Source organism: Candidatus Accumulibacter cognatus, from assembly GCF_000584975.1.
Lineage (GTDB): Bacteria > Pseudomonadota > Gammaproteobacteria > Burkholderiales > Rhodocyclaceae > Accumulibacter > Accumulibacter cognatus.
Genome location: NZ_JDST02000030.1, coordinates 1 through 15,710, shown reverse-complemented (window position 1 = coordinate 15,710; position 15,710 = coordinate 1). Strand labels below are relative to the sequence as shown.

At 64.0% G+C, this 15,710-nt stretch carries 9 protein-coding genes; 6 read left to right on the top strand and 3 right to left on the bottom strand.

The features are described 5' to 3' along the window. The first annotated feature begins 6 nt into the window (after window positions 1-6). Entirely contained in the window at window positions 7-993 is a 987-nt protein-coding gene (gene ybiB / locus AW06_RS06185) for a DNA-binding protein YbiB (protein ID WP_034947273.1), read from the top strand. A 154-nt stretch (window positions 994-1,147) separates the two neighbouring features. Here the strand turns inward: ybiB and AW06_RS06180 are convergent, their stop codons facing one another. Then, window positions 1,148-1,666, bottom strand: coding sequence for a hypothetical protein (locus tag AW06_RS06180; protein WP_273704440.1), 519 nt, complete (start codon window positions 1,664-1,666; stop codon window positions 1,148-1,150). Between the two features lie 485 nt (window positions 1,667-2,151). Between AW06_RS06180 and AW06_RS06175 the strand changes: the two genes are divergently transcribed. Together AW06_RS06175 and pbpC are read left to right on the top strand one after the other, a co-directional pair. Next, complete coding sequence (locus tag AW06_RS06175; RefSeq protein ID WP_034947267.1) at window positions 2,152-7,962, top strand: Ig-like domain-containing alpha-2-macroglobulin family protein; 5,811 nt, start codon at window positions 2,152-2,154, stop codon at window positions 7,960-7,962. Next, on the top strand, window positions 7,959-10,139 hold the full coding sequence (gene pbpC, locus AW06_RS06170) for a penicillin-binding protein 1C (RefSeq protein WP_273704439.1): 2,181 nt from the start codon (window positions 7,959-7,961) through the stop codon (window positions 10,137-10,139). Before AW06_RS06175 ends, pbpC begins: the two co-directional genes overlap by 4 nt. A 154-nt stretch (window positions 10,140-10,293) precedes the next feature. Here the strand turns inward: pbpC and AW06_RS06165 are convergent, their stop codons facing one another. After that, window positions 10,294-11,400, bottom strand: coding sequence for an EAL domain-containing protein (locus tag AW06_RS06165; RefSeq protein ID WP_034947264.1), 1,107 nt, complete (start codon window positions 11,398-11,400; stop codon window positions 10,294-10,296). 249 nt (window positions 11,401-11,649) lie between these two features. Next, the gene (glnE, locus tag AW06_RS06160; protein ID WP_034947262.1) at window positions 11,650-14,385 is read right to left on the bottom strand and encodes a bifunctional [glutamate--ammonia ligase]-adenylyl-L-tyrosine phosphorylase/[glutamate--ammonia-ligase] adenylyltransferase; all 2,736 of its coding nucleotides are present in this window, start codon (window positions 14,383-14,385) and stop codon (window positions 11,650-11,652) included. Window positions 14,386-14,608: 223 nt separating this feature from the next. On the opposite strand from glnE, the gene AW06_RS06155 reads away from it, so the two are divergent. From AW06_RS06155 to AW06_RS06145, 3 genes are all read left to right on the top strand, one after another. Further along, a complete protein-coding gene (locus AW06_RS06155) occupies window positions 14,609-14,839 on the top strand; it encodes a type II toxin-antitoxin system prevent-host-death family antitoxin (protein ID WP_138678907.1) in 231 nt (76 codons plus the stop codon). After that, the gene (locus AW06_RS06150) at window positions 14,821-15,237 is read left to right on the top strand and encodes a type II toxin-antitoxin system VapC family toxin (protein WP_246149052.1); all 417 of its coding nucleotides are present in this window, start codon (window positions 14,821-14,823) and stop codon (window positions 15,235-15,237) included. Before AW06_RS06155 ends, AW06_RS06150 begins: the two co-directional genes overlap by 19 nt. A gap of 124 nt (window positions 15,238-15,361) precedes the next feature. Further along, entirely contained in the window at window positions 15,362-15,613 is a 252-nt protein-coding gene (locus tag AW06_RS06145; protein WP_034947257.1) for a hypothetical protein, read from the top strand. Window positions 15,614-15,710 lie beyond the last annotated feature (97 nt).

Genomic DNA, 15,710 nt, shown 5'->3' with positions numbered 1-15,710 from the left:
GAGGGCATGGATTTCTCGTTGATCATCGGATCAGTCGGACGTGGCGCGACAGGCGCTCGCGACCTGTCTCGCAGCGACGCCCAGCAACTCTACGGTGCGATGCTCGATGGCGAGGTTCCGGATCTCGAACTCGGGGCGATTGCCATCGCGTTGCGCATGAAGACCGAAACGGTCGATGAAATGGGCGGTTTTCTCGCCGCCGCGAACGCGCGCCTGCCGACCCTGCGACGTCCACCTTGTGGAAAGATCCGGCCGGTGGTCATCCCGACCTATAACGGGGCACGCCGCAATGCCAATCTGACGCCGCTGCTGGCGCTGTTGTTACAACGCTTCGATGTTCCGGTGCTGCTGCATGGCTTGAGCGACGATTACGGGCGGGTCACCAGTGAGCAGATCCTGTGCGAGTACGGCCTGCGGGCGTGCGGCAGTGTGCAGGAGGCACAGCATTTGATCGATCAACGCCGTATTGCCTACCTGCCGCTGCCGTTGCTTTCTCCTGGCCTCGACCACCTGCTCGCCCTGCGCAGTCGCCTCGGCCTGCGCAACAGCGCGCACAGCCTGGTCAAGATGATCGACCCTTTCGCGGGTGACTCTCTGCTGGTCACCGCCGCGACACACCCGGATTACCTCACCAGCATGCGCGCGCTGCTCACCGGTACCGGTGCCAATGCGCTTCTGTTGCGCGGCACCGAGGGCGAACCCTTTGCCAATCCCAAGCGCCGCCCGCTGATCGAACACATCCACGGCGGTGTCAACGATATCCTCTTCGAAGCCGAGCACGACAGTCTCAGAAACCTGCCGCAACTCCCCGAGAACTGTGACGCCAAAGCTACCGTCGCCTGGATGCACCGCGTTCTCGTCGGCGAAGTCTCGCTGCCGCTACCGATCGCCAACCAGCTTGCCTGCTGTCTTTATGCCTGCGGTCGGGCAAGCAGCTTTTATCAGGCAAAGGCGCTGGTAGCGGTGGAAGGGAAGGGGGTGGCAATGGTTTAGAATGACGAAGTCATCGACCGTGCTGCGCCCCGCTTCTGACCACGACCCCATCCCTGTTCCCCGACGAACCAGCGTGTTGGAACAGGCTTCATTCCCCGAGAACCTCTTGCGCCCGAACAATTTCAGTAGTTTCGCCGGTCGGTCTTACAAACCGCTACCATGGCGTCCACTCTGTCTGCACCGGCAATTCGAGCCACTTGCCAATCGTGTCGGCAATCTCCTCGATCTCCGCTTTTGAATAGCCAAAGAGCAAATCCATTGCGCGCCCCGTTTCGTTAAGTCGGGCATAGTACAAATAAGAGCCCCCATTTCTGCTTTCGGCATCCTGAAACTCCCGGTATCGTAAGGAGATTACTCCCGCCCCAGAAGCCCGGCAGAAACGAGCCGCAAGCTGCCATACGCGACCAAAAACGCGATGGGCAGAACTGATCCTACGTGAAGAACGGTCTATGTGCAGTATTTGCTCTCCCGTCAACAGGTAGAGCCCAAAGACAAGAACACCGACAATGCTTGAGACATGCACGAGGACGGGAATATCCCCAGATCCGGTCACCATACCGACCGCACCGAACAAGCCCGAGAAAAGGATGAGGACCTTGCCCGCATGGCGTGCAAGGATTGGAAATGGTTTTCGGATCTCCAGAACGTTTTTCGAAGGGTAGAATAGTTCCATATGGACCTTTCTCTGCAACTCTCTCTGCAATTTCTGCATTGGGATGCCGGGTTTTTGGAGGGTTTCCCCCTCATTTTACCTACTGCGGACGGAATACGGCCATGCGCTTCAAGTTCCACGCGAGGCAAACCGGCGTCCACTCGTCGGTGACCTTCTATCAAGCTGATCGACCACCTCCACGATGAATCTGAATCACGCCAGGTGATCCGGGTTCAGCCAGTCGTCCAGCGACGGCGGCGGCAGATAGGCGGTCTTGCGGTCGGTGACGATGAAATGGGGCATGGCAGGCCCCGGCGGTTTGAACCTCCATGATTTTGGCATGGCCAGCCCCGGACAACTGAAAAGTCCGACAGGCTGCTAGACTGGAAGGCCGTGTTCACTGAACGCGCAGTCGTGGGCACGGCGGGTGCAAGGTCATGCGATTATCGAAAGGTGCGATCATGCGGCGACGTGCGGGGTGGTGGGCAAGGATTGTACAGGTCATTATGCTGCTGGCGGTGGTGCTGGTGGTAGGTGCGGCAGGTACGCCGCAGGTGGAGCGTTTTACTCCGCAGGGTCAGGCGAAGGGCGTGCGCCAAGTGGCCGTGCGCTTTTCCGAGTCTATGGTTGCTTTCGGCGACCCGCGGCTGGCCGATCCCTTCAGCGTGAAGTGCGAAGGCGATCCCGAGCGCACCCAGGGGCGTGGCCGCTGGGCCGACCAGAGGAGCTGGATCTATGACTTCGCTGCCGACCTGCCGGCAGGTCAGCGCTGCCGCTTCACACTGAACGCGGGTGTCAAGTCTGCAGCCGGGACTGCATTGGCGGGCAAGCGGGAGTTCACGTTCGACACCGGTGGCCCGGCGGCAATGTCTTCGCTCCCCGGCGAGGGAGAAGAAGACATCGATGAAGAGCAGATCTTCCTGCTTGCTTTCGATGCACCGCTCGACCCGGCGAGCTTTGCCGGTGCCTGGTGCGAAGCGGACGGGATCAACGAACAGATTCCGCTCAAGCTGCTGCCGGAAAAGGAAACCCGTGAATTGCTCACGGCCAACCGGGACAATGCGTTCAACCTGTTCAGGCTATATTTCCCGGATGGCCATGATTTCTCCATCGGCAAGCTGAAGGTCGAGGACAAACGCTTCCGCGATCTGCCGGTGGCCGGCGCGAAATGCGCGCGGCGGCTGCCGGCCGGTGCGCAGGTGTCCATCGTGATCGGCCCCGAGGTGAAATCGAAGACCGGTCTTGCGCGCGGGGCGCCGCAGCGTCTCAAGTTCCGGGTGCGGCCCGATTTCGTGGTCGACCTGACTTGCCAGCGCGTCAAAAAGGATGCGGCCTGTCTGCCGATCACACCAATCATGCTGGCATTCAACGCGCCGGTGCCGCGCGCAGCGGCGGCGGGCATCCGGTTGAAAAGCGAACCCGGGCAGACCTTCGAACCGGTGTTGGAGCCGCACGTCAAGACCGTTGACAGCGTCGAGTTCCGCGGCCCGTTCCCGGAAAAGACCCGGTTCACCGTCGAACTGCCGCGCGGCTTCAAGGATGATGCCGGCCGCGAACCGAAGAACAAGGCATCCTTCCCGCTGCCCACGGCCACCGACGAGCACCCGCCGCTCGTCAAGTTTCCGGGCCGCTTCGGTATCCTCGAACTGAAGGCCGAGCCGGTGTTGCCGGTGACGGTACGCAATGTGGAGCCCACGCTGGCCGGGCAGACGATCGCGTTGCCGGCGACCGCTGCTGTTCCCGGCCGCTCGCTGCGCCTCGCCAACGACGAGACGCAGATCATGCAGCGACTGCAGCGCTTCCTGAACAAGGAATCGGAGTACTTCGACCGGCTGCGCGGTGAGAACCGCCCCTATCCGCGCGAGGGCGAAATCTCGGCCATCCGGGAGGGCGACCAGGCGACCGCCTTCGAGCTGCCGCGCGCTGGCGGCGACAAGCCGATGGATGTGATCGGCATTCCGCTGCCGAAGCCGGGGTTTTACATCGTGGAGCTGGCAAGCCCACGCCTCGGGCGCGCACTGCACGATGCGGAGAAGCCTTATTACGTGTCGACCAGCGTGCTCGTCACGAACCTTGCCGTGCACCTCAAACATGGCCGTGAAGGGTCGCTGGTCTGGGTAACCGCGCTCGACAACGGCAGACCGGTGGCCGAAGCAAAGGTCAGCGTGCGCGACTGCACGGGCCGGGCCTGGTTCACGGGCACCACCGATGCGAACGGCATTGCACGGGCAGGCGACCAGCTGCCTTTCGCGCAGGACGTTGCGAGGTGCGGCGACTACCGGCGCGCGCTGGTGGCGTTCGCGCGCGTGGGCGAAGACCTGTCGTTCACGTATTCGGACTGGAACGAGGGCATCCAGCCGTGGAATTTCAACCTGCGCCACAACGCCGACCGCAGGACGCCGCTGTCCATCCACACGGTGTTCGACCGCACGCTGTTCCGCGCCGGCGAGACGGTCAGCATGAAGCATGTCGCGCGCGTGCCGGTCAGTGCCGGTTTCCGCGTTCCAAGCAATGCCGAATTGCCGTCCGCGATCGAGATCGAACATCTTGGCAGTGGCCAGAAATACAAGCTCACCACGCACTTCGACGACCAGGGCGTGGCCGACGGTACCTGGAAGATTCCGCCCGAGGCAAAGCTCGGCAGCTACCGGCTCAACTGGCCAGGGCGTGCCATCCAGGGACAGGCCGAGTTCCGCGTGGAAGCGTTCCGCGTGCCGCTGATGCGTGCTGCACTCGCCGCACCGAAAGAGCCGTTGATCCGCCCATCGGCGGCCAAGCTCGACGCGGCGGTGAATTACCTTTCTGGCGGTCCTGCCTCCGGCCTGCCGGTGAAGGTGCGCCATCGGATCGAGAACCGCGGGGTGTCGTTCGCGAGTTACCCCGGGTTCCGTTTCGATAGCGAACCCCTGCAGGAAGGAATCGTCATCGGCTCGTCCACCGACGCCTTCGGTACCTACGATCCTGACGAGGACGGCGGTGCTCCCGGCAACCAAAGCGCGGGCCCCACGGCCGCACGCACATTGACGCTCGATGGCGCCGGCACAGCGGCGATTTCGATTGACCAGCTCGCACCGGTCGTTCGGCCTGCCAGTCTGTTCGTCGAGATGGAATATAACGATCCGAATGGCGAACGCCTGGCCGTCGCAACCCGCGTCGCCTTGCATCCGGCAGCGCTTTACCTCGGCCTCAAGCCAGACGGCTGGGTGGCCAACAAGAACGGCGTGCGGGTGCAGGTGGTGGCGCTCGATCCGGCCGGCAAACCGCTCGCCAGCCAAGCGGTGCGGGTCGATCTCTACGAGCGCAAGAGCTTTTCCAGCCGGCGGCGTTTGATCGGCGGCTTCTACGCTTACGAATCGACGACCGAAACGAAAAAACTCGGCGGCGGCTGCTCGGGCACGACCGACGAGCGCGGCTTCCTGTTCTGCACGGTCAAACCCGGTCTGTCCGGCGAGCTGATCCTGCTGGCGCGCGCGCAGGACAAGCAGGGTCACGAGACGCAGGCAAGCACCAGCGTCTGGGTCCGCGGTGTCGACGAATGGTGGTTCGAACCCTCGGACAGCGACCGCATCGACCTGATTCCGGAGAAAAAGCGCTACGAGCCAGGCGAGACGGCGAAGTTCCAGGTGCGCATGCCGTTCCGTGCGGCAACCGTGCTGGTGACGGTCGAGCGCGAAGGCGTGCTGGAGCAGAAGGTGGTAGCGCTCGATGGCCAGTCGCCGGTCATCGAAGTACCGATCATCGGCAGCTATGGTCCCAACGTCTTCGTGTCGGCTCTCGCCGTGCGCGGGCGCGTCGACCCCGAGGTACCGGGTCCGTACGCGTGGCTTAAGCGCGCGTTCTACCGTCTGGGCTACTGGCTCGGCCTGGTGGACGAAATCCCGGTCGAGCGCGACACCCGCCCGACAGCGCTGGTGGACCTGTCCAAGCCCGCTTACAAGCTCGGCATGGCCGAGATCAAGGTTGGGCACCGTGCTTACACGCTCGCGGTGAAGGTCACCGCCGACCGCGACGTTTTCCGGGTTCGTGAAACGGCGCGAGTCAATGTACAGGTCACGGATAGCGACGGCAAACCCGCTGCCCACGGTGAGATCGCACTCGCCGCGGTGGACGAAGGGCTGCTGGAACTGTCGGACAACCCCTCGTGGAATCTGCTCGATGCCCTGCTGGGTGAGCGTCCCGTGGAAGTGAGCACCGCGACGGCGCAGGGACAGGTGATCGGCAAACGGCACTTCGGCAAGAAGGCGGCGGCGCCCGGCGGCGGTGGCGGACAGGGTGGCGCGCGTGAATTGTTCGATACGCTGCTGCTGTGGAAGGCTCGCGTCCCGCTCGACGCGCAGGGTCACGCCGTGCTGGACGTGCCGCTCAACGATGTGCTGTCCGCCTTCCGCATCGTGGCCGTCGCGCAGGCCGGTGCCGACCGGTTCGGCACCGGCCGCACCAATATCCGCACCACGCAGGACCTGATGCTGCTCTCCGGCCTGCCGCCATTGGTGCGCGAAGAGGACGAATTCACCGGCATGTTCACGCTGCGCAACACCACCGGCCAGGCGCTGGCGGCACGTTTCGAGTGGTTGCTACGCGACCTGCCAGCGGATGATCCCAACGGCCACGTGATCGCCCACGGCAATGCTGCGGTGGCGCTCGCGGCCAATGAAGCGAAGCTCGTCCCCGTGCCGGTCAAGGTGCCGGTCAACATCACCGGCCTGTACTGGGAAGTGACCGCGACCGCCAAGGAGAGCACGCGCGACCGGCTGCGCGTGGCGCAGAAGGTCATCGAAGTGCATCCGGTGCGGGTTCATCAGGCGACGCTTGCTCAGCTCGACAAACGTCTGGAATTCCTGGCAGAGCGTCCAGCCGGCGCGGTGCCGGGGCGCGGCGGCATCCGCGTGGAAGTGATGGGGACCCTGGCCGGCGAAATGTCCGGCGTGCGCGAGTATTTTCAGCGCTACCCCTACACCTGCATCGAACAGCGCACCTCACGGGCCATCGGCCTGGGTGATGACGCCTTGTGGAAGAGCGTCGCAGGCAGCCTGCCGAATTATCTGGATTACGACGGGCTGGTCCGTTACTTCCCGGTGGACGCGGCTCAGGGCAGCGATGCGCTGACGGCATACCTGGTACAGATCGCGAACGCCAGCGGCCGGGAATGGCCGGAACAGGCGCTGGATCGTATGCTGAGGGGACTGGAAGCATTCGCGACGGGCCGCATCGTACGCGGCAGTGCGTTGCCGACGGCGGATCTGACGGTACGCAAGCTCGCCGCCATCGAAGCCCTTGCACGGCACGGCCGCGCGAAACCGGAGATGCTGGAGTCCATCAGCATCGACCCGGCGCTGTGGCCGACCTCGGCCTTGCTCGACTGGATCGGCATCCTGCAGCGGGTGGACAAGTTGCAGCGCCGCACCGAGCGGCTGCAGGAAGCGCTGGCGCTGCTGCGCGGACGCCTGAACTTCCAGGGCACGGTGATGACCTTCTCCACCGAGCGCACGGATGCACTGTGGTGGCTCATGGTGTCGGCGGACGTGAACGCCAACCGTGCGCTGCTGGCGGTGTTGAACGAAGCCGACTGGCGTGAGGACATGGGACGCCTCGTGCGCGGATCGCTGGCGCGGCAGAAGCGCGGGCACTGGGGCACCACGGTTGCGAATGCCTGGGGCACGGTCGCGATCGCGCGCTTCGCTCAGGCCTTCGAGCAGGTGCCGGCAAGCGGCAGCGCGGTCGCCACGCTCGGCGGCTCGACGCTCAACCTCCCGGTGAGTAACGTAAAGCAGACGCGCGACTTCGAATGGCCCCCGGCGCGCGAAATGTTCTCGCTGACGCATACCGGCCAGGGTGCACCGTGGGCGATCGTGCAGGCGCGTGCGGCGCTGCCGCTGAAGGCGCCCTTGTTCACCGGCTACCGCATCCAGCGCACGCTGACGCCGGTGGAGCAGAAGGACAAGGCGGTCTGGTCGCGTGGCGACGTCTACCGCGTGACGCTGGAAATCGACGCGCAAAACGACATGACCTGGGTGGTGGTCGATGATCCGATCCCCAGCGGCGCAGCGATCCTGGGCAGCGGTCTTGGCCGCGATGCCGCTGTCCTGACGGCGGGCGAGATGAACACTGGCACGGCAGGGCCGATGTTCATCGAGCGCAGCTTCGAGGCTTACCGGGCTTACTACGAGTTCGTTCCCAAGGGCCATTTCAAGCTTGAATACACGGTGCGCGTGAACAATCCTGGCCGCTTCGACCTTCCAGCCACACGGGTGGAGGCGATGTACGCCCCGGAAATGTTCGGCGAGGTGCCGAACTCGGTGCTGGCCGTGGCGCCGTGAAACGCCGCATCCTCCTTGCGCTTGCCGGTGGCACGCTCGTCACCGCAGGCGCATTGACCCTGTCGATGTTCATCGCGCCGTATCCGGTCGTTCCGCTCGACTCGGTGCGCGCGGCCTGGCGCGCCTCCGATGCCTGGTTGCTCGATCGTCATGGCGAGCCGCTGTCGCGCGTGCGCGTGGACCACCAGCGCCGCCGCGGCGACTGGATTACGCCGGCCGAGGTGTCGCCCGCATTCGTGGCGGCGGTGCTGGCCGCCGAGGATCGCCGCTTCCACGCACACGCCGGGGTGGACTGGCCCGGCATGATCGGCGCATTCTGGCAGACCTTGACCGGGGGGCGGCGCGGCGGCAGCACGCTGACCATGCAGGTGGCGGCGGCTGTGCACCCGAAACTCGCCAGGAGCGGCGCGCGCGACGTGCTGCAGAAATGGCGGCAGATGCGACAGGCGCTCGCGATCGAGCGCTCATGGCGCAAGGACGAAGTGCTGGAAGCGTGGCTCAACCTCACGCCTTTCCGCGGAGAACTCGAAGGCACCGACGCGGCCGCGCGCGCGCTGTTTGGAAAACGGGCGGCAGGGCTGGACCGCAGCGAGAGCGCCCTGCTGGCGTCGCTGGTGCGCGCGCCGAATGCCCGCCTGGTGCAGGTTGCGCGCCGGGCCTGCGCGCTGCTGGCGCTTGGCGTGGACTCGGAAGAATGCCTGCTGATCCAGTCGATGGCGGCGCAAGGACTGCGGCACGGGCCAGCGCGGCATGCCATCGGCGGCGATGCTCCGCATCTCGCGCGCCGGCTGCTCTCCGCGCCGGGACAAAGGCTGGTGAGTACGCTGGACGCACGTGTGCAACGCTTTGCCGTCGAAACGCTGACGCGGCACCTGCATGAACTGAACGGGCGCCAGGTCGAGGACGGAGCGCTGCTCGTGCTCGACAACCCCACCGGCGAGATCATCGCCTGGGTAGGTTCCAGCGGCGGCCTGTCGAACGCCGGAGAGGTGGACGGCGTCACGGCACGGCGGCAGGCGGGCAGCACACTCAAGCCCTTTCTTTATGCGCTGGCGATCGAGAAGCAACTGCTGACCGCAGCGTCGATTCTGGATGACTCGCCGTTGGCGGTCACGACACCGGCAGGTCTGTATGTACCGCAAAACTACGACCACAGTTTCCGAGGCAGCGTGTCGCTGCGGCAGTCGCTGGCCTCTTCGCTGAATGTGCCTGCAGTACGCACGGTCACGCTGGTGGGGCACGAGGCATTCTATCGGCAATTGAAGGGGTTGGGCTTCGATACGCTCGACCGTGATGCCCACCACTACAGCTACGCACTGGCGCTGGGGGGGGCAGACGTGACGCTGCTGCAGCTGACGAATGCCTATCGCACGCTCGCCAATGGCGGTTGGTCAGGGGCTGTGGTCACCACGCCGACTGCGCAGACGCGGGACGATGAAGGAGAGCAGGTCATGACGGCGCAGGCGGCATTCATCGTCGGCGACATCCTTGCCGACCCGGCTGCGCGTGCGCTGACCTTCGGTCTCGCCAGTCCGCTGGCCACGCGCTACGCGGCAAGCGTAAAAACCGGCACCAGCAAGGACATGCGCGACAACTGGGCGGTAGGCTACAGCGACCGCTACACGGTGGGAGTGTGGGTTGGCAACTTCTCGGGCAAGCCCATGCATGATGTCTCCGGCGTCACCGGCGCCGCGCCGGTTTGGCGCGAGGTGATGGACTTTCTGCAGCAAGGCGTCGAGCCTGCCCAGCGGGAGCCGCCGGAGGGCCTGGTCCGCCAGCGCGTCGTCTATGCGGATGGCAGCGAGCCGGCGCGCGAGGAATGGTTCGTAGCGGGAACCGAAACGGCGACGGTCACCCCGGTAGGTTCCATGGCCGGCCGTCCGCGTATCGAGTCGCCGGCCAACGGTGCGATTTACGCCGTCGATCCGGACATTCCCCGCGACCGCCAGCGCTTGACGCTGAGGGCACGCGCCGCAGCGCGTACCGCAGCGCGCGGCCACTGGTTCGAGTTTGACGACGGTACGCGTCTGCGCGCGGATGCGCCGCAGCTCTGGCCGCCGACACCGGGCCGTCACGAGATGGCCCTGGTGGACGCGCAGGGCACGGAAATCGACCGGGTACGGTTTGAGGTGAGAGGATTGCGAAGGCCCGGATCGGGGCTTGCATCCTCGCGCTGAACATCCGTCGCGCACGCCTTGGCGCGCATTGGTGCACTCCTGCTGGAGATCGCAGCCGTGGCTGATGGGGGAATGGCTGCAATCCGTGACCTTTGATCCTGCTGAAATCGCTACCGTGTCCGACGATGCAACACTCGTTGCCGGAAGCCCGGTGCTACAGTCGGTCGGCAGGAATCGGCCGGCCGGTGAGGTGGCCCTGGATCAGATGGAAACCCATGTCGCGGCAGATTTGCGCTTCCTCTTCGAGCTCGATGCCTTCGGCCAGCGGCACTGAGCCCAGGTTCAACACGAGCTTGACCAGATCGCTGATCACTTGGCGTTTGCGTTCGCTTGCCAGATGGATGTCATGCAGCAGGCCCATGTCGAATTTCACGAAGTGCGCCGGCGCTTCGCCAAGTTCATTCAGCCGCGCCTGTCCTGCCCCAAAATCGTCGTAGGCAAAACGCACACCGATGTCGCGCAGGAAAGCGCTTAATTCACGTAAGCGCAGCAGGTCGGTGACCGCAGATTCATGGATCTCGACGACCAGTTGTATTTCCGGTGTCTGCCGGCGCAAGGCCGTCAGCGATGCGAAAAACGGCTTGCTGAAAGTCTCCTTGGGGTGAGTGTTGATAAACAAGGGAAATTTGTGCAAGCGTGGAGCCATCGAGGTGATCGCGAATTTCCGGAAAGCGACGCTGAGGTCGATTTCGCGGTTCAGCGCCGTCGCCATTCGGAACAGGCGGATCGGGCTGCCGGACAGTTGCGGATGATTCGCTCGCCCGAGCAACTCGTAGGCGAAGATACGGCCATTGTGCGCATCGACGATGGGCTGTGCAGCACCGGAAATCCCCTGCCCGTTGAGCAGGTCGAGAAACTCGCCCTCATTCGCGACGAAGAGTTCGGACAGGTTCGCGCCAATCGGCATCAGCATGGTTCGCGAGTCGTTCGAGGGGATGAAACGCGTCTGATCAGGATGGTGCCGGCGGAGGCGAAACTCCGCCGTAAAGAAATGGATGATGTCGTTTTCCTGCAGCAGGCAGGAGCCTTCGATACGCTTGCGGTTCACGAAGGTGCCGTTGGTACTGTTCAGATCGGTCAGGCGGAGTTGCGCGCTGATGTCATCGTAGAGCATGGCATGCTTTCGGCTGAGGCCGGGCGTCGCCAGAACCAGATCGTTTTCCTGACCACGACCGATCCGGAAAGGCAGGTCGTCGATGTCGTAGTTCAAATGAGAACCATCGGCAGCAATGGATTCCAGAAACCAATGACTACTCTCCACAGGACACTCCAGAGACTATCCGCTGACAGGCCACGGCCCTTCGCGATGGGATGTGGTCGGGACGCCGAACTTCACCCACTCTGCCCCGACGGGTCGTGCGCAAGTCACGGTGCCTATCGCCTGTCGGCGTGACCCCCGCATGGCACGCGCATGAGTATGCCCAGCCCTCTCGGTTACTGTCAATCCTGTTGAGTGCGAAATGGGCAGGCATGCCCGCTGCGCTGGCTGAAGCCGGGGTAAAGGCGCAGTTCAAGGTGTGGCAAATACCCACTCCCAGAGTGCGCGAACGGCTGCGATGCGGCGGCTGACCGAGCCGCGTTCGACGCGTGCCCGACGCTTGGCGTTGAGCCGCAGAACGTGTTGCAGGCGGCGAAACTCACGGTAGGCACTCTGCACAGGTTCGGCCAGCTCGACCGGAATCAGGCCGATTTCGACGGCAATCCCGAGCAGCGCGATGTTGCCGAGGTTGCCGCAAAGCCGGTCATGGCGATGCGCATGCCCGAGAACCAGATACTGAACGATGAACTCCACATCGATCAGGCCGCCACGATCGTGCTTGATGTCGAAGTCTTCTTCGCTGCGCGAAGCGTGCTGGTCAAGCATGCGCTGGCGCATGGCCAGGACTTCGTCCCGCAGCGTGGCGAGATTGCGCGGCTGGCGCAGAATCTCGATCCGGATGGCCTCGAACTGTGCCCCGACGGCCGGGTCACCGGCGCAGAAGCGGGCACGCGTCAGCGCCTGGTGCTCCCAGGGCCAGGCGTGTTGCAACTGGTAGTCGCGAAAGGCTGTGATCGGACAGACGAGCATTCCCGAATCACCGTTGGGGCGCAGGCGCAGATCGACTTCGAAGAGCATCCCGGCCGGCGTCTGGGACGACATCCAGGTACTCATGCGCTGCCCGAGACGCGCATAGAGTCCTCCGATGTCGGGTTCCGGATCATCGTGCACATAGACCAGGTCGAGATCCGAGGCGAAGCCGAGTTCCTTGCCGCCGAGCTTGCCATAGGCGATGACCGCGAAGCGCGGCGGCCGCTCGGGATGCGGATGTCGCTGCCGCAGCTTTTGCCAGCAGAGGTCCAGCGTCGTCTGCACCATGATGTCGGCGAGCTCGCTGAGCCGGTCGGCGAGGTGTTCGACACTGTGCAGGCCAACGATGTCCTGCGCCAGGAAGTGGAAGACCTGCGCGTGGTGGGTTTCGCGCAGGATGTCCATTTCGCGCTCGACATCGCCGACATGCTGCGCCAAGCGCATCTGCAGCTCCTGCTGGAAGTGCTGCCAGTTGGTGCGGACGTCGAAGATGCGCGAATCGAGCAGTTCGTCGAGCAGGATCGGATGACGGGTCAGGTAGTCGGCGGCCCACGCCGAACTGCCGATCAGTTCGCAGAGTTTCATCAAGGCCTGTGGATACTGCTGCAGAAGGGCCAGGTAGGCGCCGCGACGGCTGATCGTATCGAGAAAATCGAGTCCACGCTGCCAGGTGGCGTCGGGCGTTGCCGTCGCCGCAGCAGCATCGATCAGGCGCGGGCCGAGCGCGTCGAGACGCTCGCGATTGCTCGCTGGCAGTTGCAGGTAGCGACCGCTCTGACGAAAGCTCTGCAGACGCTGCAGCAGCGCCTGCGGAGTACGGAAACCCAGATTGGCCAGTCGATCGAGCGAATCGTCAGCCGCAGCTTCCTCCCAGATGCCGGCCAGCGGGTGCCGGCCTTCCTCGGGTTCCGAAAATACCTGCTCGAAGTGCCGGCCAACAGTCGCGCGGTGTGCGTCGAGCACCGCCATGAAGGCTGGCCAGTCGGCAAACCCCATCGATTCGGCAATCTGCAGTCGATCGGCGTCGCCAGTCGGCAGTTTGTGCGTCTGGGCGTCACGCACATACTGTAGACGGTGTTCGAGGCGGCGCAGAAATACGTAGGCGGCCGTCAGTTCTCGCTCACTTTCGGCCGGCAACCACTGACGCTCGGCAAGCAGCGCCAGGACCTGCAAGGTCGGCCGGATCTGCAGGGCCGGCTCGCGGCCGCCGCGGATCAGCTGGAAGACCTGCGCCATGAATTCGATCTCGCGAATGCCGCCAGGTCCCAGTTTGATGTGCTCGGCCATGTCCTTCCTGGCCACTTCGCGACGAATCTGGGCATGCAGATCGCGCATCGCGTTGATGGCGCCAAAGTCGAGATATTTGCGGAAGACGAAGGGGCGTACGCTGTCGTACAGTGCCTGATGCCATTCCTGTTGCAGATTGACTCCCTCATTCATGACCCTGGCCTTGATCCAGGCGTAACGTTCCCATTCGCGGCCTTGCGTGATGAAATAGTTTTCGAGCGAGCCGAGCGAACCCACCAGTGGCCCGGAGTCGCCGTTGGGGCGCAGGCGCATGTCTACGCGAAAGACCTGTCCGTCGGCGGTACAGTCGCCGAGCGCAGCGATCAGGCGCTTGCCAAGGCGCAGGAAGAAATCGTAGTTGTCGATGCGTCGGCGACCGCCTGCCGTCTGCCCCTCCTCGGGATAGACGAAGATGTAATCGACGTCGGATGAGACATTCAGCTCGCGTCCACCCAGCTTGCCCATGCCGATGATCAGCAGCCGCTGAACCTGACCACGGCTGTCGAGCGGTTCGCCGAATTGCTCGCACAATTGCCGATGGAGGAAGTCGAGCGCGAAGTTGGTGGTGACATCAGCGAACTGGGTCATGCCTTCGACGACTTCGCTCAACGGCGCCGCGCCACCGAGGTCACGAATGATCAGCGTGGCCATCACGCGCTGGCGCAACTGGCGCAGGACGCGCTGCAGGCCCTCCTCGCTGCTCGGCGCGGCGGCGGCAAGAAAGTCGCCCATCTGTCGGGCGGTGAGCGGCAAGGAGGCGTGTTCCATGAGCCAGGAGGCGATCTCCGGGCGGGCGGCGAGCAGATCGCGCAGATAGCGGCTGTGCCTCTGTGCGGCCGGCCAAAGGGTTGCCGCTGTGTTGGCGCAGAGGGGATTGAGGGTGGTGTCCAATTCGTCTCTCACAGAAGGGTTTTCCGGAACGGATCAGGGGCCGGCAAAGCCGCTACAATCAGGGGGTGGGTCTGACCAGATACTCCGACATTCTAGTCATGCCTACCGACTGTTGGCAAAAGTCTCCCTGCGCTGGCCACCTCTGAAAAAGCCGTGCCGCCTCTTGACGGTGACCACTTTGAAGACTATGGTCACCAATATGGTTAATCGATTGGACTGTACCATGCCGACAATTCAAGCTTCCGAATTCAAAGCCAAGTGCCTTGCCTTGATGGACGAGGTCGCCAGCAAGGGCGAAATCTGGGTCGTGACAAAGAACGGCCGCCCGATCGCCGAGTTGCATCCGTACCGCGGTGGACGTTCCACCTCACCCTTCGGCTTGCACCCCAAACTCGAAATATCCGGCGACATTGTCGAACCGCTCGATGAGGTCGAATGGAAGGCGCTGGCGTGATCGTTCTCGACACCCACGCCCTGCTCTGGATGGATCGGGATGACCCGGCTCTCGGCCCGTTCGCGCGGTGCCTGATCGAAGATGTCTGGCGCGCAGGTCAAGTCGCCGTGAGTGCCATCAGCTTTTGGGAGGCGGCCATGCTCGCGCAGCGCGGGCGTATCGTGCTGCCCCTTCCAGCGACAGAATGGCGTTCCGAGCTGCTACAGGCCGGCCTTCGGGAATTCGCGCTGGATGGCCGCATCGGCATCCTCGCCACCCAACTGGAAAACATGCACCGTGACCCCGCCGACCGTTTCATCGTGGCTACTTCGTTGCAACACCAGGCAACGCTGATCACAGCCGACGTGAGCATACTGGCGTGGGCATCGCATTTGCCGCGACAGGATGCGCGCTTGTGACGACCGGAGCACATCCTTCTCGCAGCGACCGCTGTGCCAAGCCGGTCGTCTCAGGGGATGGAGGGAAGCACCGGAGGAAGCGATCCACCATTGAGCCGCATGCAACGTCTGGGCGCTGCTGCTCGTGCCGATCGATGAGTTTTTTCCGCTCGTCTGTCCACACTACGGCGGCGAGATGCGAATCATCACCTTCATCACCGACGCCGGTGCCGTCCGCGAGATCCTGACCCATCTGGGCGAACCGACCTCGCCGCCACGTCTGATGAAAGCCCTTGCGCCCCCACTCTGGGAGAGGCAGGGCGCCACTCTGGGCGAGGACGAATCGCAGCCCCAATCGGCGCCGAAGTACGAATTCGACCGGCGCATTGCCGGGTAGATGCCAATGCGCAAGGGTCCAGACTGAAGCAAGACGAGTGGTCATCGCTCGTGCTGGGAGGACTCGTGCCTGTGGCCATCCGCCCGGCCGGGCGGAT

Bases quoted from the DNA above. Each gene is read 5' to 3' on its own strand.
- ybiB (WP_034947273.1), top strand. From the start codon at position 7: ATGGATTTCTCGTTGATCATCGGATCAGTCGGACGTGGCGCGACAGGC.
- AW06_RS06180 (WP_273704440.1), bottom strand. From the start codon at position 1,666: ATGGAACTATTCTACCCTTCGAAAAACGTTCTGGAGATCCGAAAACCA.
- AW06_RS06175 (WP_034947267.1), top strand. From the start codon at position 2,152: ATGCTGCTGGCGGTGGTGCTGGTGGTAGGTGCGGCAGGTACGCCGCAG.
- AW06_RS06155 (WP_138678907.1), top strand. From the start codon at position 14,609: ATGCCGACAATTCAAGCTTCCGAATTCAAAGCCAAGTGCCTTGCCTTG.
- AW06_RS06150 (WP_246149052.1), top strand. From the start codon at position 14,821: ATGGAAGGCGCTGGCGTGATCGTTCTCGACACCCACGCCCTGCTCTGG.